Here is a 20,899-nt window from a genome sequence, read left to right on the forward strand (position 1 = left end):
CAACGGTCCCCGTTGCAGCCTTTGCCCATCTCGCCGGGGTGCGCTTCACTTCACGCGACGGAACCGAACACACGGGTGCCGCGCTGAGACGGGGGACGCCATGAGTGGGCACGACCACACGCACGACGACCACGGGCCGGGGAACGGAAACGGGCACGAGGACGGGCACGGTCACGGTCACGGTCACGGGCACGCGGGACACAGCCACGGGGTGTCCGCCGACGCCGATCGCCGCTGGCTGGCGATCGCGCTGGGTCTGATCGGCACGTTCATGGCCGTCGAGGTGGGCATCGGCATCGTGGCCAACTCCCTGGCCCTGATCTCCGACGCGGCGCACATGCTGACGGACGCCGTCTCGATCGTCCTCGCGCTGATCGCGATGCGGTTGGCGGCCCGCCCGGCCCGCGGCGGATTCACCTACGGCCTCAAGCGCGCGGAGATACTCTCCGCCCAGGCCAACGGTCTGACGCTGCTCCTGCTGGCGGTCTGGCTGGCGTACGAGGCGGTGCGCCGGCTGGTGGATCCGCCGCCGGTGGAGGGCGGGCTGGTCCTCGTGACGGCGCTCGCGGGCATCGTCGTCAACGTGGCGGCGGCCTGGTGCATCTCCCGGGCGAACCGGTCCTCGCTGGCCGTCGAGGGTGCCTACCAGCACATCCTGAACGACCTCTTCGCCTTCATCGGGACGGCCGTCGCCGGTCTGATCCTGCTGACCACCGGCTTCCGGCAGGCGGACGCGATCGCGACCCTCGTGGTGGTGGTGCTGATGGTCAAGGCGGGCTACGGGCTGGTCCGCGAGTCCGGCCGGATCTTCCTGGAGGCCGCCCCGGCGCATGTGGACCCGGACGCGGTCGGCGACCGGCTCGTCGGGCACCCGCCCGTCACCGAGGTGCACGACCTGCACATCTGGACCATCACCTCGGGCCAGGCGGCCCTCTCGGCGCACGTGCTGGTGGAGCCGGCGGGCGACTGCCACGCGGTGCGCCGCGACCTGGAGGGGCTGCTGGCCAAGGAGTACGGGATCACGCACACCACCCTCCAGGTGGACCACGTACAGGATTCTCTCCTCACGGTCGGCCGCGCGGGCGAGGGCCCCTCCGACCCCCACTGCGCGGACGCGCACGGGCCGGTTCACCGGCAGGGCCCGCACGCCCACTGACCGCCCGCCCCGCCCGCGCGACCCCCGCCCCGGCGCTCCCACCCGCGCTCCCCGACCCCCGCGCTCCCGCCCGTGCGCCCCTCACCACGTGCCGCTCGACCCGGAGCACTGATGCGCGCCCGCACGGGGCATGGATGGTCCCATGACGCACAAGCGCAGTGCCGGACTGCTCCTGTTCCGGCGGACCGGCGGACGGCCGGAAGCGGAGGGGGCCGGGGTCGAGGTCCTGCTCGGGCACATGGGCGGCCCGCTCTGGGCCGGCCGGGAGGCCGGCGGTTGGGCCATCCCGAAGGGCGAGTACGGCCCGGAGGAGACACCGCGGGACGCGGCCCGCCGGGAGTTCACCGAGGAGATCGGGCTGCCCCCGCCGGAGGGCGAGTACCTGCCGCTGGGCGAGGTACGGCTGACCAGCGGGAAGCTGGTGACCATCTGGGCGGTGGAGGCGGACCTCGACCCGGAGCTGATGGTGCCCGGGACCTTCACGATGGAGTGGCCCCCGCACTCCGGGAAGGTAGAGGAGTTCCCGGAGCTGGACCGGGTGTCGTGGTTCGCTCCGCCCTTGGCCGAAAAGATGCTGATTAAGTCTCAGGTACCCTTCCTGGAGCGGCTGTTGGAGCTCCTGGGGGGCCTCGGGGGCTGACTCGTACGTGCGCTTGCCAACTCCCCCACCTGCATGGACATTGCACATATGACGAACGTCGTGCTGGTGGGAACCCTGGACACCAAGGGTGTGGAGTACGGCTGGCTGCGCGAGAGGTTGCTGCGCGCCGGCGTCGAAGTGGTACTGGTCGACACAGGAATCATGGGCGAACCCCGGGTGCCCGCCGACGTGCCGCGGGACGCGGTCGCCCGGGCGGCGGGAACGGCATTGCCGGAACTGCGCGCGGCCGCCGACCGGGGCGCGGCCGTGACCACGATGGCCCGCGGCGCGGAGGCGACGCTCTTACGTCTGCACGCCGAGGGCCGGCTGCACGGGGTGCTCGCGATCGGCGGCAGCGGCGGCACCTCCATCGCCACCCGGGCGATGCGCGCCCTGCCGCTGGGCGTACCGAAAGTGATGGTCTCGTCCATGGCGTCCGGGGACGTCAGCCCCTACGTGGGCTCCTCGGACATCACGATGATGTACAGCGTGGTGGACATCGCGGGGATCAACAGCGTCTCCGGACCGGTCCTCGCGAACGCCGTCGAGGCGGTCGTCGGGATGGCGAGGGCCTACGCCCGCGCCGCCCTGGAGCTCCGCCCGCCCCGGCTGGGGGCGGGCGGCCGCCCGCTGATCGCGGCGAGCATGGCGGGCGTGACCACGGCCGGTGTGGACGCGGCGCGCGAGCGGCTGACGGACCTCGGCTACGAGGTGCTCGTCTTCCACGTCAGCGGCACCGGCGGCCGCACCCTGGAGACCCTGGCCGGCCAGGGGGTCTTCGCGGGCGTCCTCGACCTCACCCTCAGCGAGCTCGCCGACGACCTGTGCGGCGGCATCCTCACGGCGGGCCCGGACCGGCTCAGCGCGGCCGGGCGGGCCGGGATCCCGCAGGTGGTGAGCCTGGGGGCGCTGGACATGGTGAAGTTCGGCCCGCTGGAGAGCCTGCCCCGGCGGGTCCTCGACCGGGGCGTCCACGTCCACAACCCGTCCATCACGGTGATCCGAACGAACCAGGAGGAATGCGCTGAACTCGGCCGCCGCGTCGCCGCCAAACTCCGCGCCGCGACCGGCCCCACGGCGGTCTGCGTCCCGCTCCGCGGACTGTCCACGCTCGGAGCGCCGGGCGGGCCGTACCATGACCCCGGCGCGGACCGGGCTCTGTTCACGGCGCTGCGCGAAGGCTTGCGGGGCAGCGCCGCCCGGCTCTACGACTACGACACGCACATCAACGACCCTGCCTTCGGACGGGCGGCCGCCGACCGGTTGCACGACATGATCGGCGCGATGGCGGCCGCGGCCTGAGAGCCGCGCCTGAGACACCCCCACGGCTGGGAACCGGCCGTGCCGGAATCGTGTCCCAGGGGGTGGCCGGTCACCGACCGGCCACGGGGACACGGTGCGGCACGGCACGGCGGACGGCCGGACAGGGGGGCGGGAACGATGAAGGACACACGGGCGGCATGGTCGGTCCCCGGTTACACGGAGGTCCGGGAGCTCGGCGCGGGCGGCAGCGGTCGCGTGGTGCTCGCCGTCCACGACGCCACGGGCACGGCGGTCGCCGTGAAGTACCTCAGCGACCGGCTGCGCGAGGACCCCGCGTTCGTCGGGGAGTTCCGGGCCGAGGCCCGCCTCCTGGGCGGGCTCGGGACCCCGTACGTGGTGCGGCTGTACGAGTACGTGGAGGCGCCCGGCGGCGCGGCCATCGTGATGGAGCTCGTCGACGGCATCTCGTTGCGCGCGCTGCTCAAGCAGTCCGGGCAGGCGGACGCCGAGGCCGCGCTGGTGGTGCTCAAGGGATCGCTGCTCGGGCTCGCGGCCGCGCACCGGGCCGGTGTCGTCCACCGGGACTACAAGCCGGAGAACGTGCTGGTCGCGGCCGACGGCACCTCGAAACTGGTGGACTTCGGGATCGCCGCGAACCGCGGCGCCACGCCCGGAGTGGCCGGAACCCCCGCCTACATGGCCCCCGAGCAGTGGCAGGGCCGGCCGGCCTCGCCCGCGGCCGACGTGTACGCGGCGACGGCCACCTTCTTCGAGTGCCTCACGGGCCGCAAGCCGTACGACGGGGAGAACTTCGCGGAGCTCGCCGTCCAGCACATGGAGGCGCCGGTCCCGGAGACCGAGGCCCCCGAGCCCGTACGACCGCTGATCCGGCGCGGCCTCGCCAAGCAGCCCGAACAGCGTCCGGAGAACGCCGAGGCGTTCGTGGCGGAGCTGGAGGGCGTGGCCCTGGCCGCGTACGGCCCCGAGTGGGAGGAGCGCGGGCAGCGCAAGCTGGCGGCGCTGGCCGCGCTGCTGCCGTTGCTGTTCCCCTCGGCCGGCGCCCCGGCGGCGGGCACCACGGCGGTGGCCACGACCACCCTGGGCAGTGGCTCGGGCTGGGCGCCCGGCCGCAGCGGCTGGCTCGCGGCGGGGGTGGCCCTGGTCCTCGGCGCGGTGGTGGTGCTGACCACGGACGCGATCGGCGCGTCCCCCGGCGGTGCCTCGGCGTTGAGCGCCTTCGCCACGACGAGCGCGGCCCCGCCCGGATCGGCGTCCCCGACCCCGAATGCCACGCCCTCCCCTTCCGCTTCCGCTTCGCCGAGTCCCAGCGCCTCGGCGTCCCCGAGTCCTTCGCCGTCCACGACCACGTCCGCGTCCGCATCGCCGACCGCGTCGCCCTCGTCCCCGCCGAGCCCCACCCCGAAGCCGACGGTGAGCTGGTCGCCCACGCCGACGCCGACGCCGACCCTGGTGGTCACGAAGGTCGACGTGTCGCTGAAGAACGGCGTGTACCGGGGCGATGCGACCGTCTCGGTCGCCGCGCAGGGCACCGGGCCGGTCACCGTGGTGCTGGAGTGGTTCCTGGGCGGTGCGCAGGGCTCCTACTCCGTCGCCGACGGCACGGAGTCGTTCACGGTCCAGGCCGGCTCCCCCGTCACCGTGGTCAAGTCCCACACCTTCACCCGTGACCGCGGCTGCTACGGAGGCGTCCGGGTGACCACGAAGCCGGCCGCCGGGAACAAGTCCGCGTCGGCCTCCCAGTACCTTCTGCGCTGCCAGGACGTGCCCCGATGACCGATCCGCGCGCCCCCGAGGGCGACGACTACAGCGCCACCGTCCTCGGGAGCCACTGGTTCTCCGGTCCCCCGGTGGCCCCGGAGGTGACCCCGGACCGGGTCGAGGGATCCGTGCTCCGGTTCGGGCCCGGGGTGACCGCGGCCATGCCCGCGCCGTTCCCCGTGGTGGTGGCGTCCGTCGCCGCGCCCCGGCGCCGCCGGATCGCCGGCCTGCGGCGGTACGCCCTCGCCGCGCTGGTGCTGGCCGCCGTCCTCGCGTACCTCGGCTGGCAGCGGTTCGGTCCCGGCATCGAGGTCCGGGACGTGGCCGTGAGCACCGGTCCCCAGGGCCCGCCCTGTGACGCGACGGCCGACGTGGTCGCCGTCGTCGGGACCAACGGGCGCCCGGGCACCCTCTCCTACCGCTGGATCCGCAGCGACGGCACGCAGTCGGAGGAGCTGACCGAGCGCGTGCCGCGCGGACAGCGCGAGGCCCGGCTGCACCTGCTGTGGACCTTCCGGGGCGCGGGTGACTATCCGGCGCGGGCCGAACTGCGGCTGCTGTCCCCGGAACGGCGCACGGCCGCGGTGGACTTCACGTACCACTGCGCCCCGTAGCGGCCGGCCGCTCGGCTGCGGGGAGCGTGGCCGTCCCGCGCGGATGCCACGTCCGCGCGGGAGGCCCGCGGCCGCTTTGGGTAGCGGCCGCGGGCCGATGCGCGTTCCGTCCCCCGCCGCAACCGGGGGACGGAAGTCCGTGGGGCGTGACCGAGGTCAGAACCGGGCGTGCGCCGTGATGTCCGCCTCGAACTCGCCCGTCATCGCCGGGGTCACCGTCGGCCGGCACTGCCGGACCGCTGCCAGGTAGTCCTCCGTGGTGGCGCCCAGCTGAGCGGCGGCGGCGCCCCGCGCGCCCACGGCCTCCAGGTCCCGTTCGAAGGACACCTGCGCCGCGATCCGGGCCGCGTGCTCGATGTCGGCCGGCGTGAACAGCTCGGTCGCCGCCACCAGGGCCGCCACGTCGACGTCCGCGCGCCCCGCCGTGTAGCGGGACCAGATCGCGGCGCGCGCCCCGGCGTCCGGGGTGCCGATCGGGATCAGGTAGTCGAAGCGCCCGGGCCGCAGGAAGGCCGGGTCGAGGGAGCGGATGGAGTTGGTGGCGCACACCAGCAGCCGTTCGTCGCCCTCCCGGAAGCCCGGTATCAGCTTGAGCAGCTCGTTCGTCACGCCGTGGATCCCGCCGGGCTGCGCCGGCTCGGTGCGCACGGGTGCGATCTCCTCCACCTCGTCGATGAAGACGAGTACGCGCTCCAGCTCGGCGATCCGGGCGAAGGCGTCGCGCAGCGCGGCGGCCAGGTTGCCCTCGTCGGCGAGGCGGGAGGGCAGCAGTTCCACGAACGGCCAGCCGAGCCGGGAGGCGATGGCCCGGGCGAAGGTGGTCTTGCCGGTGCCGGGCGGGCCGAAGAGGGTGATCGCCCGCGGCGGCCGCACCCCGTGCGAGGCGGCCCGCTCGGGCTCGGCGAGCGGCAGCACCACGCGCCGCTCGATCAGGTCCTTCTCCTTCTCCATGCCGGCGACCTTGACCCACAGGTCGTTGGGGAGGAAGCGGCCGCCGAGGTCGTCGAGGAGGCCGGCGGCCGGCCCGTGCAGGGGCTCTGTCTTCTCGAAGTAGGCGACCGCGGGCTGCCGGGTGTAGCCGGCGTTGAGCAGGCCCTCGCCGAGCAGGTCCTCCTCGGGCAGCACGTAGGCGATGCGGCCGACGCGCGCGGCGATGAGCCGTCGCTCCAACTCGACGAGCAGGGCGCTGGCGAGGCCGCGGCCGCGCCAGCCGGCGGCGATCGCGATGCGCATGACCCAGGCCCGCTCCCCGGTGACGCAGGCGAGTGCCGCGCCGATCGGGACGCCCTGGTGGACGGCGACCACGCAGGGCTGGCGGTCGGTCAGCGCGCTGATGCACTCGGCGAGTGAGAAGACGGACTCCTGGCCGAGTTCGGCCGTGGTGTCGATCAGGTGGACCACCGCTGCGAGATCACTCTCGCGGTAGTCGTGGATGAGCCATTGCACCGGGTACCGCCCCTCGTTCGTGCTCCTGCGGCGAGGCTAGGGGCGGCAGTACCGGACGATCACGCTCCGTCGTGCACAACAGGCGGTCCGGAAACCGTCCGTGTCGTCCATAGACTGGTGGCTTCCGCCCGAACACCAGACCGAGGATCCCAGCACCTTCATGCTTTGCCACATATCCGCGGCCCGACGCGGGCTCCTCCTCCCCCTCGTCCCGCTCCTGTGGACCCTGGCGTTCGGCCTGTGGGGGCTCTCCCGGCAGGACAGCGTGTGGCGGGACGAGGCGGCGACCTGGCAGGTGGCGGGGCGGCCGGCCGGCGAGATATGGCGCATGCTCGGGAACGTCGACGCCGTGCACGGGCTCTACTACCTGCTGATGCACGGGCTCTTCGAGGCCTTCGGGGCGAGTACGACCACCCTGCGGCTGCCGTCGGTGCTGGCGGTCGCCGCCGCCGCGGCGTGCGTGGCGCTGATCGGTAGCCGGCTGGCGGGCTTCTGGGCGGGGCTCGGCGGCGGGCTGGCCCTCGGGCTGCTGCCGGCCGTCCAGTTCTACCTCCAGGAGGGCCGGCCGTACGCGCTGGTCGCGGCCGGGGCCGGTCTGTCGACCCTGCTGCTGGTCTCGCTCGTGGAGGGCGGGCCCGCGCGGCGAGTCTGGCCGCGCTGGACGGCGTACGCGGTCACGGTGCTGGTGTGCGCCCTGCTGAACTGGCTGTCGCTGCTGGTCCTGCCGGCGCACGCGGCGACCCTGTGGTGGGTGCGGGCCGGGCGCGGCGTCCTGCTGCGCTGGGCGGCGTACGGCTCGGCCGCGGTGGCGGGGGCGCTGCCGCTGATCCTGTTCAGCCGGGGCCAGTCGGACCAGGTGTCGTGGATACCCCCGTTGACCTGGCACATGCTGATCGGCCCGGCGATCCTCCTCGCCGTCGGCGGGCTCGGCGCGTGGGCGGACCGGCCCGACCGCAAGAGCCTCTCGGCGGCCGCGGTGGGCCTGCCGCTGCTGGCGGTGCCGCAGCTCGGGCTGATCGGTCTCTCGCTGGTCCAGCCGCTGTTCCTGGACCGGTACGTGCTGTTCTCGATGGTGGGTCTGGCGCTGCTGATCGGCGCCGCGCTGGGCGCGGCCGTACGGGCGTGCGCGCCGCGCTTCCCCGGGGCGGCCGGGCTGCTCGTGCCGGGTGTGGTCGGGGTGGCGGTGGTGGCCCTGCTGCCGGTCGAGCTGGGCAAGCGGGCCCCGGCCAGCCGCGTCGACGACGTCCTGGCGGTGGCCGGCGAGGTGGACCGGCTGAAGCGGGACGGGGACGCGGTGCTGTTCGTGCCGGCCGCGCGACGGGACACCGCGCTGGTCTCACCCGGCGCCTTCACGGGCCTGACCGACCTGGCGCTGGTTCGCACCCCGGCCGACTCGGCGACGCTCAAGGGCGAGGAGGCGCAGCCGGACCGGATCCGGGCTTCGCTGCTCGGGCAGCGGCGGGTGCTGCTGGTGACGGACTCGGCGAAGGTCGCGAAGGCCCCGTCGGCGGAGCGGGACAAGGCGAAGGCCGCGGTCCTGCGGGAGCACTTCGCGGTGGTGGAGGACCGGCAGGTGCGGGGCCGCCGCGTGACGGTGTACGAGCGCCGCGGCTAGTGCTGTGGCCGGCTCGTCCGGGTTTCACCTCGGGTCCACGGGATTCACAGGGGATTCATACGGAACACCGAGCTCCGGACATGGGTTCGGCGGGCAGGGTGGAGACATGATCCACCGCTTGCTCCCCCGGCCGGCCCGGCGCATCCGTGCGCGGCGGGCGTCACGGATCCTGCTCGCGCTGACCGCGATGGCGGCGCTGCTCGGCGTGGACCTGCCGGACGCCGCGGCCGGACCGCCGTTCGGGATCACCGCGTGGGCACCGCCCGACGCCACGGCGGACCGGGTGGGCGCGCTCTTCGCGGACGGGCTCGACGGCGGGCACTTCTGCACCGCCGCCGTGGTGCGCAGCGACGACCGCGATGTGATCGCCACGGCCGCGCACTGCCTGGAGAGCCCGTACACCACCGTCTTCGCGCCGGGCTACCGGGACGGCGAGGCCCCGTACGGCCTGTGGAAGCTCACCGGGGTGTACCTGGCCCCGGGCTGGACCGAGGGTCACGACCCGGACGACGACATCGCCTTCGCGACGGTGGCCCCGGTGGACGCCGGGCGGGGCGGGTCCGTCGAGGACCTCGTGGGCGGCTTCCCGGTGGCCGCCGAGCAGCCGGACGACGCCGCGGTGACGGTCATCGGATACCCGCGGACCCTGGATGCCCCGCTGCGCTGCGCCAACACCACCGACCTGTTCTCCGAGACCCAGCGGCGGATCGGCTGCCCCGACCTCAGCGGCGGCACCAGCGGCAGCCCCTGGCTGGTGGACGGCGCACTGGCCGGGGTGCTCGGCGGCCACGAGGACGGCGGGAGCGTGCCGGAGATCTCGTACAGCGCGGTGATGGGCGACCAGGCGGTGGAGCTGTACCGGGAGGCGGCCGACGCCGGTTAGGCCCGGCGGCCGCCGGCCGGGATGCGTTCCGCCTCGGGCGCGGAGGGCTGCGCGGGCAGCCGTAGGAGCGGGGGCGCGGCCGGGGTGCCCGAGCGGATGTCCTGGATGCCGCGCCGCAGCCGGTCGCGCAGGAAGCGGCCCAGCGGGCGTTCGACGAACCGGTGGATGAGCCAGGCGAGCAGCACCATGAGGGTGGTGACGCCGATGGCCAGGGGTACGGGCGCCACTTCGTGGCGGAAGTGGTGGATCAGGGTCAGCCCGGCCAGCATGTGGATCAGGTAGAGCGGGTACGTGATCGCCCCGGCGCGCGGGAGCCAGCGCCAGCGGATGCCGTCGAGGGCGCCGAGGGCTATCGCCGCCATGAGGAGGAACCCGAGCAGGATGATCACGTGGGCGGGCCAGACGGGCGTCTGCTGGGTGACGCCGGGGCCCAGGCTGGCGGTCATGCGGTCGTGGACGTGGTGCTGCGCGAGGAGGAACTGGAGGCCGACGACGACCCACAGGACCGCGTTCGGCCCGAAGCGCCGCATCAGGTGGAAGGCGATGCCGGCGATGAAGTACGGGGAGGCGGATGACGCCGCGAAGAAGGACAGCACGCCGCTGTCGACGGCGGGCGCCACCACGCCGGCGAGGGTCCACACGCCGCAGAAGAGGACGCAGTTGCGGTACGTCACACCGCGCATGACGACGACCGCGAACAGGACGTAGAACTTGAGCTCCACGAAGAGGGTCCAGTACACGTCGTCGATGTGCGGGACCCCGATGCCGGCCTGCATCATCGACAGGTTCACCACCGCGTCACCGGCCTTGATCCTCCGCACCTCGGGCCAGGTGAACAGCACGAGGGAGGTGAAGGCCACGGCCGCCCAGTAGGCGGGGAACAGCCTGGATATCCGGGACACCGCGAAGTCGCCCACGGTCCGGCCCCAGGCGCTCATGCAGATGACGAACCCGCTGACCAGGAAGAAGATCTCCACGCCCAGCCAGCCGTAGACGGCGAACCCGTGGGCGGCCGGGAAGACGCCCTCGGTCGGTTCGCCCCAGGCGCTGTCGAGGACCACGTAGTGGTAGAAGAGCACGGAGAGCGCGGCGAGGACGCGGACGCCGTCGAGGACCGCCAGGCGTCCGCCGGCGGCTCCCCTGCGCGTACGGCCGTCGTGTGCGGCACCGGCCCGCGTGCCGTCGCCCGGTTGCGGCCCTCCGGCTGAACTGCCCGCGCCCATCCCTCGACCACCCCTTGTGAACGTACGACTGTCCGATGACCGCCGTCGGATCTGCGGAACCCTACAGCCCGTTCCCGATCATCCCCAGGTGAGCCGGACCACACCCGGCCGGTTTGCCGGACGCGTCCTATTCCGGGATCTGCGCGGGCGCCGCGAACCAGGTGGGCTCGTCGCGCAGGGCCCGGTGGATCCGGTCTAGGGCGAACGGCTCCAGCGGCGGCAGCGCGTCCACCTCGAACCAGGCCACCTCGAGGGACTCGTGGTCGTTGGCCCGCGCCTCGCCGCCGGTCGCGCGGCAGCGGAAGGTGATGTCCTGGAACTGGCAGATGTCGCCGTTGGGGTAGGTGATCGGCTCCAGCATCTGGACGAGCACCACCCGCTCGGGGACGCAGCGCACCGCCGTCTCCTCGTACACCTCGCGCACGGCGGTCTCGGCGGGCTGCTCCCCCGGTTCGGCGATCCCCCCGACCACCGACCACCGGCCGGTGTCGGAGCGCCGGCCGAGCAGCACCCGGCCCAGGTCGTCGAGGACGATGGCCGTGACCCCGGGGAGCAGGAGCAGCTGGTGCCCGGCGGTGGCCCGGATGGCGCGGATGAAATCGGGTGTGGTCATCCCCCGACCCTACGAGGCCGGGCGCCGGCCCCGGTCTCACGCCTCCCGGCGCGGGCGGATACGTCGGGCCAGGAGCAGGCCGAAGCCGCCGGCGGCGAGGAGGAGCAGCGCGTACTCGGGCAGCGGTCCGACGACGGTGGCCGGGGTACGGGTGGAGCGCAGCGGGATCTCGGCGACGAGGGCGTCGGCGGTGAACATCCTGGTCTGCGCCGTGATCCTGCCGTCGGGGCGGATGACCGCGCTGACTCCGCTGGTGACGGGGACGAGGACGGTCCGGCTGTGCTCGACGGCGCGGATCCGGTCCATGGCCAGCTGCTGGTAGGTCATCTGGGTCCGGCCGAAGGTGGCGTTGTTGCTCGGCACGGCGATCACCTGGGCACCGTCCCGGACGGTGGAGCGGACGGCGTCGTCGAAGGCGGCCTCGAAGCAGGTGACCATGCCCACGCCGCTGCCGGCCATGTCGAAGACGCCGGGGTCCTTGCCGGGGCCGAAGTCCCGGCGCACCCGGTCCACGTCGGCGCTGAACAGCCGGACGAAGGAGCGCATCGGGATGCGCTCGCCGAAGGGCTGGATCTTGCGCTTGTCGTAGGTCTCGGTCGGGCCCGCGACCGGGTCCCAGAGGATCATCGTGTTGCGCAGCGGACCCGTCTCCGGGGACACGACGGCACCGATGGCCACGGGCACGCCGATGGCCTTGACCGCCTCGTCGATGACGGCGCGGGCGTCGGCTTCGGCGTACGGGTCGAGGTCGGAGGAGTTCTCCGGCCAGACGACGAAGTCGGGCTTCGGGACGCGGCCGGCCTTGACGTCCTCGGCGAGCTGAATGGTGCGCCTGGCGTGGTTGTCGAGGACGGCGCGGCGCTGGGAGTTGAAGTCGAGGCCGAGGCGCGGCACGTTGCCCTGGATGACGGCGGCCACGACGGTGCCGTCCTCGGCCGCGTCGGAGACGAGCGGGCGGGCGGCGAGTCCCGCGCCGATCGGCGCGGCGATGGTGAGCGCGGTCAGCGCGGCGGCGGTGCGGCCGGGGTGACGGCGGCCGATGCGCACGGCTTCGTAGAGGCCGAATCCGCAGAGGGCGACGCCGAAGGAGAGCAGCGGGGTGCCGCCGAGCGCGGCGAGCGGGGTGAAGACGCCGTCGGCCTGCCCGAAGGCGAGCTTGCCCCAGGGGAACCCGCCGAAGGGCGCCCGGGCGCGCAGGGCCTCGCCCGCCACCCAGACGGCGGCGGCGAACAGCGGCCAGGCCGGGAGCCGGGTGACGAGGGCGATGCCGAGGCCGGTGAGGCCGATCAGGAGGGCTTCGAGGCTGACCAGTGCCAGCCACGGCACCGGGCCGACCTCCTCGCCGGTCCAGACGAGGAGCGGGAGCAGGAAGCCGAGGCCGGCGAGGAAGCCGAGGCCGAATCCGGCCCGGGCGCGGCGGCCGTGGAGGCAGCCGGCGAGCAGGGCGATGCCGAAGGGCGCCAGCCACCACAGGGGGCGGGGCGGGAAGCTGAGGTAGAGCAGCACGCCGGAGAGGACGGCGAGCACGGGGCGCACCAGCCGGGCTCCCCTGCGCCGGGCGGGGGCGGGTGCCGTGACGGCGTCGCCGGGGGCCGTGGCGTGGCGCGGGGCGGCCTCGGCCGGGGGGCCGTCGGCGGGCTGCGAGGGCTCGTTCCCGGCCGCGCGGGTGACACTGCTGCTCATCTGGCGGAGTGTACGTCCCCGCGCCTCGGAGGCCGGTAAGCGCCCGGGCTGGTCCGGGCCGGTCCGGGCCCGTCGCGACCACCACCCAAGTGATGACAAATGGGATATCCATCGCATATACCGCATTCAACTCGACTTATTCCATATGCCGTTTGAGGGTGTGTCAGTCGCAAACCCGCGGGGCATAATCGGGGCCGGTCGTCTCCGGAAGCGGTGGAGCCATCGGGACACCGACTCACTCCCTCGGCGGAACTCCGCACCGGACCGATCCTCAAGGCGTCGTACATGTCCCTGGCCAGCCGCACCCGCCTCGCGGCCCTGCTCACCGCGCTCACCATCGGCGCGGCCGGGGTGACGACCTGGGCCTACGGATACGGGAACGCCCCGGAGCCGGCGGCTCCGGAGGCGGTCGTCCGACCGAGTGTGACCGAAGGCACGGTCCTCCACGTCGTGGCACACCCCGACGACGACCTCTTCTTCATGAACCCCGACCTGAGCCGCTCCATATCGACGGGCGTGAAGGTCGCCACGGTGTACCTGACCTCGGGCGAGTCCGACGGCAGGAACGAGGCCCACAGCCCGCACCTGGAGGACCCGGCACGCCCCGCCGACCACGCCGCCTACGCGGAGGCCCGGCAGAACGGCATCCGGGCCGCCTACGCGCAGATGGCCACCGGCAACCGCACCAGCGCCTGGCAGCGCACCTCCATACCCACCGCCGGTGGCGGGAGCGCCGAGGTCGACGTCCTCGTCGCCCGGCCCGAGGTCAGCCTCATATGGATGCAGCTCCGTGAGGCCCGCAGCATCTCCGGCGACAACCCGGACAGCCTGCGCGGCCTGTGGGACGGCAAGGTGGCCGCGCTGGGCTCCCAGCTGACCTCCGGGACGCCGGTCAAGAGCGCGTTCTCGTACACCAAGGACCAGGCCGTCGAGGCCATAGCGGACGTCCTCGCGAGGTTCCGGCCGACGACGATACGGACGCAGGACCCCACGCCCGGCCGGGCGCAGGGCGGCGGGGCCTTCCTCGACCACCAGGACCACATGTACGGCGCCCGCTTCGTGCAGGCCGCGGCCGAACGCTACGCGCGCTCCACGGACCGGCCGCACTTCTCGGTGCAGAACTACGTGAGCTACCCCAACAGCTCGCTGCCCCCGACGCTCGACCCGCAGGCGGCCGAGGAGAAGCTCGGCTACCTCAAGACCTACGCCTGGACGGACCACCAGGACTGGTGCGGCAGCACCGCCGGCTGCGGCGACCGCAAGACCGCGACCCGGCCCACCGGCGCCGGCTGGAACCAGACCATCCGCTACAGCCGGGGAGACGGCACCTCCTGGATGACCGAGGGCGCGGCCGGCCGGCTGTGGGCCTTCGCCGTCCTCGACGGCCGGATGGCGTACTGGTCGCGCAGCGGCCCCAAGGCCCCCTGGCAGGGCCCCGCGTTCCTTCCCGGCGCCGGGATCGACGCCGGCGCGACCTCCGTCCGGCTCCCCGACGGCAGGATCGCCGTCTTCGGCACCCGCACCACCCTGGGCACCGCACCCCAGGAGTACGGACGCGACCTCGTGTACGCCGTCCAGAGGGCGCCCGGCGGCGCCTTCGGCCCGTGGCAGTCGCTCGGCACCCCGGACACGGACGACGTGTCCGGCACCTCGGCGATCAGCGCACCGGCCGTGGCCGTGGACCGCGCGGGCCGGATGACCCTGTACGTACGCGACTCCCTGCGCACCCTGCGTGCCCGCGCGCAGGACACCCCGGACGGCTCCTTCGGCGCGTGGCGGTCCCTCGGCGGCGCCGCGCTGCAGGGCGACCCGGTCACCGCGACCGACGCGGCGGGACGGCGCCACGTGTACGCGGCCACGGCCCGGTCCGTACTGGCCTGGGTCCAGCCGGCGCCGGACGCCCCGTTCGGCGGCCCCCTCCCGACCGGACTGCCGGCGACCACCGGTCCGCTCTCGGCGAGCCCGCAGGGCGACGGCGTCCGCCTCTGGTTCCGCCGCCCCGGCACCGGCACGGTCGGTACGACCCTGGCCACCGCGGGCGGTTCCGCGCCGGTGTTCTCCCCGGTCACCGAGGCGGGCGGCGAGGGCGGCTACGGCGCCGTCGGCGTGACGGGCGGGTTGCTCGCCGGCCGCGCCGGCACCGGCACGATCGGCGTGTCGGGCCCGGGCGACGCGCCGTCCTGGTACGAGTCCCAGATGCTCTACACGGGCGCGCCGGCGGCCGTGGCCGAGCCGGACGGCACGGCCCTCGCCGCGGCCCTCGGCCTGGACGCCGGTCTCCACGTGACGACGGCTCCCCCGGCCGGATCCGGGCCCCCCGGCAGCCGCCCGCCCTCCTCCCCCTGGCACCGCGCCGTCCAGCCCTCGACGATGGTCCAGGCCGGGCGCTAGAGCGCCCGCTCCCGTGGCTCCGGGTGGCAGCGCCGACCCGTGCGGGTGACGATGGCGGGCACCACGTCGGGACGCGGCCGGGGCCGGCTCCCGACGGGCTGACCGGCTGACCGGCCCCCCGCGGGTGACGGGAGCTGCCATGACCGCTCGCTCCACCGCGCGCGGGAGCGCGGGACCGGGACGGGTCCGCGCCGTGGCCTGCGCCGCCGTGCTCGTGGCCCTCGCCACCGGCTGCCGGAACGACGCGGCGCCGACGTGGGGGTACCCGGAGCTCGGCGCGACCCTCGGATCGCTGTCCCGGGCCCTCGGCGAAAGCTGCGCCGGCCAGACCCCCGCACGCTGCTCCGACGACCTCGACCGGCTCGACGCGCCGGCCGGGCGCGCCTTCGCCGAAGTCCTCGACCACCGGCTCCTCGACGACGCGTACCTCGCGGCTCGGACCGAGGTGGACCGGGCGCGGCGGCTCCGGATCGCGGCCGCGGCGCGGGCCCGCTCCGTACGTGATCCGTACCACCCGCCGCTCGTCCGGGCGGTGGCGGCCGAACGGCTCGCCTACCGGCACCTGCTGGCCGCGCTGGAGCGGCTGCGCACCGCACCGCCGCCCGGTGACGGCACGGATCCGGTCTGAGCCTGCCTCAAGACCGCAGGGGCGGGGCAGGGAGTGCGGTGCCGTCGAGCGCCACGAGGGCCAGGAGGGCGATCGAGCCCGTCCACGCGAGGGGAGCGACCGAGGCGGGCCTGCCCTCCTTGTCCACCTTCTCGGGGAGTTCACCGAGCGCGTTCCGGTTGGCCAGCACCCAGTCGAGCACCGGTCCGGCCTTCGCCGGCCTTCCCGTGGCGGCCCAGGCGAGCGCGAAGAGCGCCGTACTGGGCGTCCAGGCGTTGCCGCCCCAGGGCGCCGTGGCGTCGTTTCCGGGGGTCAGGCCCCCGTTGGGCAGGAGCAGCGCCCGGTACGTGGCGTCCAGCGCCCCGGGCAGGCCGGCGGGGGCCGCGTTGAAGGGGGGCGCCATGAACGTCACCGCGCTGTCGCGTCCGTGCCGGCCGTCGACGGTGCGCTGGTAGCCCAGCGGAGCGAACCGTGCGGAGATCCCGGCCGACAGCCGCCGCGCGGCCCGGGCCCAGCGCGCCGCGTCCTGCGGCCGGTTCGCCTCCCGGGCGAGGTCGGCGGAGGCGTTGAGACCGGCGAGCAGCGGGGCGGCGGTACCGATGTTCGTGGTGGCCGTCATCAGCTCCCAGTAGTCGGGGGAGGCCGGTGGCAGGCCGTCCGCCCGCAGGGAGGCCGCCGCGCGGTCGGCCGCCTTGCGGATCATCGGATAGAGGACGGCCAGCCGGAGGCGGCGGGTGTCCGAGGGGGCCGTCCGGTACCACTGCCAGGTGGCCCACGGGACCCAGCCGTTGGCGTCGAGCTGCCACCACCTGCCGTCGGGCGGGCCGGAGGCGTCGAGCTTCGTCCGCGCCTCCCAGGTGCCGTCCGTGCGCTGGGTCGCGGCGCTGTAGCGCAGGATCCGGTAGGCCTCCTCGTCGTGGCCGGTGTGCGCGAACGCGGCGGAGGCGAAGCTGGAGTCGCGCGGCCAGGAGTACTGCCAGCCGGGGCTCCACCCCGCGGCGACGGCGCCGTTGGGCCGCAGCAGGCCGCGCAGGGCGAGGAGGGCCCGCTCGGCCGCCGCGCGCTGGGCCGGCGACCTGCCCGGGACCCGGCCGGAGGCCAGCCAGGCGCGGCTCTGCGCGATCTGCCGCACGGCCGGCGGATGGCCGTCGTCGACGACGAGCGACGCCTTCCGGCCGGCGGGCAGGTACTGCCACCGGCCCGACGCCAGCCTCAGGACGTTGCTCCCCTCGACGTACCGCGCGCCCTCGGCGACGGCCGGCGGAACCCCTTCGGCGGCGGTGGTGTTGGAGAGCAGGCCGACGGTGGGTGCGACGAGGGCCGACAGGGGCGCGTGACTGCCCACGGGACACAGGGGGACCGCGAAGCTCGCGAAAGCGGCCGTGGCGACCGCCCAGCAGCCGAGGACACCGGGCATCGCCACTCCCTCCGCCGTCCCCGGGTCCGTGCGGACCCGGCTTCCCCATCCTGGGAGAGCGGGGCGGCGGCTGCCACGGATCGGCCGCCGCCCGGGTGACCGAGGGGCCGAGTCGTCCCCGGGGGCCTCGCCGCTCCGCACTCGTCCGTCCGGGCGCCCCGGGATGCAGGGGGCGGCGGGCCGTGCACACGATGGGTATTCCCGGGCCCCCGCCGCGAAGTGCGGGTCCCCGCCGCGAAGAGGTGGTGAATGAGCACGGCTGCGATAGAGGACGAGGACGTCCGTGCCCCCGGTCCCGCGCCGGGCGGGGGAACGGGCCGCGGACCCGTCCTGCGCCGGCTCCTCCGGGCGACCGGGGCGACGCTCGTCGCGGTGGCCGGTGCCCTGGTCGCCGTCGGCTGCTTCCTCGGTCTCTACGTGCGGCCCACCTCCGACGACTGGTGTGCCGCGTGGAAGACCCGCGATCTGGGGGTCCTCGGCATCACGTCCGACTTCTACCGGACCCAGAACGGCAGGATCGCCAACGCCTTCCTGAGCGGCGTCGTCTACGGCGACGGACCGGCCGGGACCAAGATCCTGCCGACGGTCATCGTCGTCTGCTTCACCGTCGGACTGGTCCTGCTGGGGCGTGAGCTCGTCCGGTTGCTCGGCGGCCGGCCCCGGCTGCTCGTCCTGACCGCCTGCGCCCTGGTCGTGCAGGCGCTGATCTACTTCGCGGGCACCCACAGCTACCAGGTACTGCTGTGGGCCCCGGCGACGATCTCGCACACCCTGCCGAGCGTCCTCGGCGTGTGGGCGGTCCTGCTGGCGCTGTGGACGGTCCGCCGCCCCCGGGGCCCCGCCCGCGTGGCCGGTTTCGTCTCGGCGTTCCTCCTCGCCTTCGTGCTCGGCACCCTGAGCGAGCCGTTCACGCTCGTCAGCGCTCTGCTCGCCGGCCTGGTCGCCCTGGTCTGCGTGCCCAGGTTCGCTCTGGCGCGCAACTGGCTGCCGTCGGCCTGGTGCCTGGTGTGGTGCTCCGGCCTCGTCCTCGGCATGGCCGTGCTGTACACCTCGCCGGGCGCCCGGTGGCGGCGGGCCCAACGGCTGAACAAGGAGTCCATGCTTTCCGCGGGCGAGCTCCGGGGCGCCTTCGCGGACTGGCTGCGCGTGTGGGACGTCGTCACGGGCCAGTGGGCGTACCTCGGAGCCGCGGCCGTCGGCGTGCTGTTGGGCCTGGCGTGCTGTGTGCCCGGGCGGACGGCCGGCAAGCGGGAGACACGGCGGACCGTCCCGCGCCGGACGCTGACGGCCGCGCTGCTGCTGCCGGTGCCCGTGGTGGTGCTGGGGTCGTTCGCGGTGGTCGTGGGGCTGCACAGCGGCTACGGCCCGAGCGGGTGGACCTTCGGCCGTGCCTGGACGAACTTCATCGTGCCGATGGAACTCGCGCTCTGCGGCTACGGCGCGCTGCTGGGCGCCCGGGGCGGCCGGTGGCTCGCCGGCCGCCGCTCCCCCGACGCGTCCCTCGCGACCGCCGCCGTGGCGGCGGGCTGCCTGGCGCTGGCCTCGGTGACCGCGCTCGTCCCGAGCGTCCGGCAACTCACCACGACGACGGTCGCCCGCTCGGTGGCCTGGGACGCCCAGAACTCCCGCATCCTCGCCGAGACCGCGCAGGGCGCCACGGACGTGGGCTACCGGCCCCTGTACATCGGGGTCCTCTCCGAGCCCTTCTTCACGGAGGACTACGAGCGGGACTGGGTGGCCGCCTGCGTCTCGAACTGGTACGGCGTCGAACGCATCCACCGCGTCTGACCACCGGCTCACCGCGGGCGCGGCAGACCGGATCCGGAGGAGACGGGTCAGCGGGCGAGGGCGCGCAGGTGGGTGCGGATGACGCGGACGGCGTCCTCCGCGTCGTCGACGGTGACCGTGAAGAGCTTGCCGTCGCCGAGGCGCAGTTCCAGGCCCTCGCCCCGGCGGACGATGACCGCGGTGCCCTTCTCGGGGCGCCAGCGGTAGCCCCAGCCGCCCCACTGCTGCGGGGTGATCCGCGGGAGGAATTCCGCGGAGGTCACCTCGGTGAGCCGGATGGTGCGGCGCGGCAGCCCCATGTGGCCGCAGCGCACGATCAGGGCCTCGGAGTCGATGGTGACGGCGACGTGCACGAAGGCGAGCGTGCCGTAGAGGATGAGCAGTCCGGCGGCGAGGCAGCCGGCCACCGCCATGAGCAGCGGGACGAAGCCGGAGGTCCAGGCGTTGTCGACGGCGAGCTCGACGCCGAGCGCCAGACAGGCCGCGCCGGCCGCTGCGAGCAGCCACTGCACGCGGTTGGAGGCCCGGCCCGTCCAGAACGGACCCGGGGGGTGAGCCGTCATGTGTAGCAGCGTACTCACGTTGCGCTGGTACGCCACCGCCCCTCGCCCGGTCGGATCAGCGGGCCCTCCGCGGGCCTTCAGCCGGGGAGCAGGCCGACGAGCGCGTCGCGCAGGGCGGGCCGGCAGGCGGTCGCGAAACGGTGCAGGTTCCGGGATCCGAACGCCACGCGCTGGGCGCTGCGACGCCGCTCGGTGTCGTACGCGCGCAGGGCGCCGGGCAGGCCGGCCGGTCCGCCGGCGGTCCCGGTGGCGGCCACGGCCCGGGTCAGCGCCTCGGCGTCGAGGAGGGCGGTGCAGGCGCCCTGGCCGAGGTTGGGCGTCATGGCGTGGGCGGCGTCGCCGACGAGGGCGACCCGGCCGTCGGCGACGAAGGTGGGGAGCGCGGGGTAGAGGTGGCGCATCTCGTACCGGATCCAGGTCGCCGGGTCGGTCTCGGCCAGGACGCGCGGGACGGGGTCGTGCCAGTCGGCGAAGGCGGCCCGTACCTTGCGGGCGGTGGTGGCCTCGGGGACGGTGGCGTACCAGTTGGTGCGGCCGGGCTCGACGGGGGTCATGCCGAAGAAGCGGCCGTCGCCCCAGGTCTCGCCGTACAGGCCGGTCTCGAAGCCGGCGATGCCGATCCAGGCGACCGTGCCGATCGGGCGTGGCCCGCTGCGGTGGCCGAAGTACGCCGTACGCACCACGCTGTTGATGCCGTCGGCGCCGACGACCAGGCGGTCCGGGCCGGCGGCGAGGGCGGCCGCGTCGGTGAGCCGGTGCCCGTACTCGATGCGTACGCCGCCGAGCCGGTCGAGCTCGGCGAGCAGCGCGTCGATCAAGTAGGGGCGGGAAATGAGCAGTTCCGGCCTGCCCCCCTTGCGTTCGATCCGTTCGAGCGGGAGGGCGGCCAGCACCGTGCCGTCGGGGCGCCGGATCCGGGCGTCGCGGTACGGGACCGCACGCGCCCGCAGCGCGTCGCCGAGGCCGAGGCGGTCGAGGGCGGCCTGGGCGGTGGGGTGGATGCCGAAGGCGGTGCCGTAGCGGTCGGGCGCGGTCCGGCGCTCCAGGACGGTGACCGTCCAGCCCGCGCGGCGCAGGCCGATGGCGGTGGCGAGCCCGCCCACCCCCGCCCCCACGACGACGGCCTCGTGCGCGGTCTCGCTGCTCATGGGGCGGCCCCTCACCGTGCGTCCAACCCGACTACCACATCCGTGGTACTACATCTGTGGTACCACGGAT

At 74.5% G+C, this 20,899-nt stretch carries 17 protein-coding genes; 10 read left to right on the forward strand and 7 right to left on the reverse strand.

The annotated features are described in order from the left end of the window. Positions 1-100 precede the first annotated feature (100 nt). From ACZ6JT_RS22280 to ACZ6JT_RS22300, 5 genes are all read left to right on the forward strand, one after another. A complete protein-coding gene (locus ACZ6JT_RS22280) occupies positions 101-1,156 on the forward strand; it encodes a cation diffusion facilitator family transporter (RefSeq protein ID WP_469212151.1) in 1,056 nt (351 codons plus the stop codon). 142 nt (positions 1,157-1,298) lie between these two features. Next, a complete protein-coding gene (locus ACZ6JT_RS22285) occupies positions 1,299-1,796 on the forward strand; it encodes an NUDIX hydrolase (RefSeq protein WP_469212153.1) in 498 nt (165 codons plus the stop codon). 48 nt (positions 1,797-1,844) lie between these two features. Next, positions 1,845-3,098, forward strand: a complete 1,254-nt coding sequence (locus ACZ6JT_RS22290) for a Tm-1-like ATP-binding domain-containing protein (RefSeq protein WP_469212155.1) — start codon at positions 1,845-1,847, stop codon at positions 3,096-3,098. Positions 3,099-3,236: 138 nt separating this feature from the next. Further along, on the forward strand, positions 3,237-4,853 hold the full coding sequence (locus ACZ6JT_RS22295) for a serine/threonine-protein kinase (RefSeq protein WP_469212157.1): 1,617 nt from the start codon (positions 3,237-3,239) through the stop codon (positions 4,851-4,853). Continuing rightward, complete coding sequence (locus ACZ6JT_RS22300; RefSeq protein WP_469212160.1) at positions 4,850-5,452, forward strand: hypothetical protein; 603 nt, start codon at positions 4,850-4,852, stop codon at positions 5,450-5,452. Before ACZ6JT_RS22295 ends, ACZ6JT_RS22300 begins: the two co-directional genes overlap by 4 nt. A 156-nt stretch (positions 5,453-5,608) precedes the next feature. On the opposite strand, the gene ACZ6JT_RS22305 is transcribed toward ACZ6JT_RS22300, so the two are convergent. Further along, a complete protein-coding gene (locus ACZ6JT_RS22305) occupies positions 5,609-6,898 on the reverse strand; it encodes an ATP-binding protein (protein ID WP_385813296.1) in 1,290 nt (429 codons plus the stop codon). A 160-nt stretch (positions 6,899-7,058) separates the two neighbouring features. Here ACZ6JT_RS22305 and ACZ6JT_RS22310 point away from each other — a divergent pair, with 160 nt between their 5' ends. Together ACZ6JT_RS22310 and ACZ6JT_RS22315 are read left to right on the forward strand one after the other, a co-directional pair. Then, positions 7,059-8,513 carry a glycosyltransferase family 39 protein gene (locus ACZ6JT_RS22310; RefSeq protein WP_469212162.1) on the forward strand — a complete coding sequence of 485 codons (1,455 nt, stop codon included), beginning with the start codon at positions 7,059-7,061 and terminating at the stop codon, positions 8,511-8,513. A gap of 106 nt (positions 8,514-8,619) precedes the next feature. Continuing rightward, on the forward strand, positions 8,620-9,396 hold the full coding sequence (locus ACZ6JT_RS22315) for a trypsin-like serine peptidase (RefSeq protein WP_469212164.1): 777 nt from the start codon (positions 8,620-8,622) through the stop codon (positions 9,394-9,396). Here ACZ6JT_RS22315 and ACZ6JT_RS22320 read toward each other — a convergent pair. The 3 genes from ACZ6JT_RS22320 to lnt all read right to left on the reverse strand — a co-directional run bounded on the left by ACZ6JT_RS22320 (position 9,393) and on the right by lnt (position 12,915). After that, a complete protein-coding gene (locus ACZ6JT_RS22320) occupies positions 9,393-10,619 on the reverse strand; it encodes an acyltransferase family protein (protein WP_469212167.1) in 1,227 nt (408 codons plus the stop codon). The genes ACZ6JT_RS22315 and ACZ6JT_RS22320 overlap by 4 nt on opposite strands. Before the next feature lie 127 nt (positions 10,620-10,746). Further along, a complete protein-coding gene (locus ACZ6JT_RS22325) occupies positions 10,747-11,232 on the reverse strand; it encodes an NUDIX hydrolase (RefSeq protein WP_469212169.1) in 486 nt (161 codons plus the stop codon). Positions 11,233-11,268: 36 nt separating this feature from the next. Next, positions 11,269-12,915 carry an apolipoprotein N-acyltransferase gene (lnt, locus tag ACZ6JT_RS22330; protein ID WP_469212171.1) on the reverse strand — a complete coding sequence of 549 codons (1,647 nt, stop codon included), beginning with the start codon at positions 12,913-12,915 and terminating at the stop codon, positions 11,269-11,271. A 285-nt stretch (positions 12,916-13,200) separates the two neighbouring features. Here lnt and ACZ6JT_RS22335 point away from each other — a divergent pair, with 285 nt between their 5' ends. Both ACZ6JT_RS22335 and ACZ6JT_RS22340 read left to right on the forward strand, forming a co-directional pair. Next, positions 13,201-15,306 carry a PIG-L family deacetylase gene (locus ACZ6JT_RS22335; RefSeq protein ID WP_469212173.1) on the forward strand — a complete coding sequence of 702 codons (2,106 nt, stop codon included), beginning with the start codon at positions 13,201-13,203 and terminating at the stop codon, positions 15,304-15,306. Positions 15,307-15,445: 139 nt separating this feature from the next. After that, on the forward strand, positions 15,446-15,934 hold the full coding sequence (locus tag ACZ6JT_RS22340) for a hypothetical protein (RefSeq protein ID WP_469212175.1): 489 nt from the start codon (positions 15,446-15,448) through the stop codon (positions 15,932-15,934). A gap of 7 nt (positions 15,935-15,941) precedes the next feature. Here ACZ6JT_RS22340 and ACZ6JT_RS22345 read toward each other — a convergent pair whose 3' ends face one another. Beyond that, the gene (locus ACZ6JT_RS22345) at positions 15,942-17,330 is read right to left on the reverse strand and encodes a glycoside hydrolase family 15 protein (RefSeq protein WP_469212177.1); all 1,389 of its coding nucleotides are present in this window, start codon (positions 17,328-17,330) and stop codon (positions 15,942-15,944) included. 249 nt (positions 17,331-17,579) lie between these two features. Here ACZ6JT_RS22345 and ACZ6JT_RS22350 point away from each other — a divergent pair, with 249 nt between their 5' ends. Further along, positions 17,580-19,118, forward strand: a complete 1,539-nt coding sequence (locus tag ACZ6JT_RS22350) for a DUF6056 family protein (protein WP_469212178.1) — start codon at positions 17,580-17,582, stop codon at positions 19,116-19,118. A 47-nt stretch (positions 19,119-19,165) separates the two neighbouring features. Here ACZ6JT_RS22350 and ACZ6JT_RS22355 read toward each other — a convergent pair whose 3' ends face one another. Beyond that, positions 19,166-19,681, reverse strand: a complete 516-nt coding sequence (locus tag ACZ6JT_RS22355) for a hypothetical protein (protein WP_469212180.1) — start codon at positions 19,679-19,681, stop codon at positions 19,166-19,168. A 77-nt stretch (positions 19,682-19,758) separates the two neighbouring features. Beyond that, a complete protein-coding gene (locus ACZ6JT_RS22360) occupies positions 19,759-20,829 on the reverse strand; it encodes an FAD-dependent oxidoreductase (protein ID WP_469212181.1) in 1,071 nt (356 codons plus the stop codon). Positions 20,830-20,899 lie beyond the last annotated feature (70 nt).

The sequence above is a fragment of the Streptomyces sp. NPDC046308 genome (assembly GCF_055588065.1).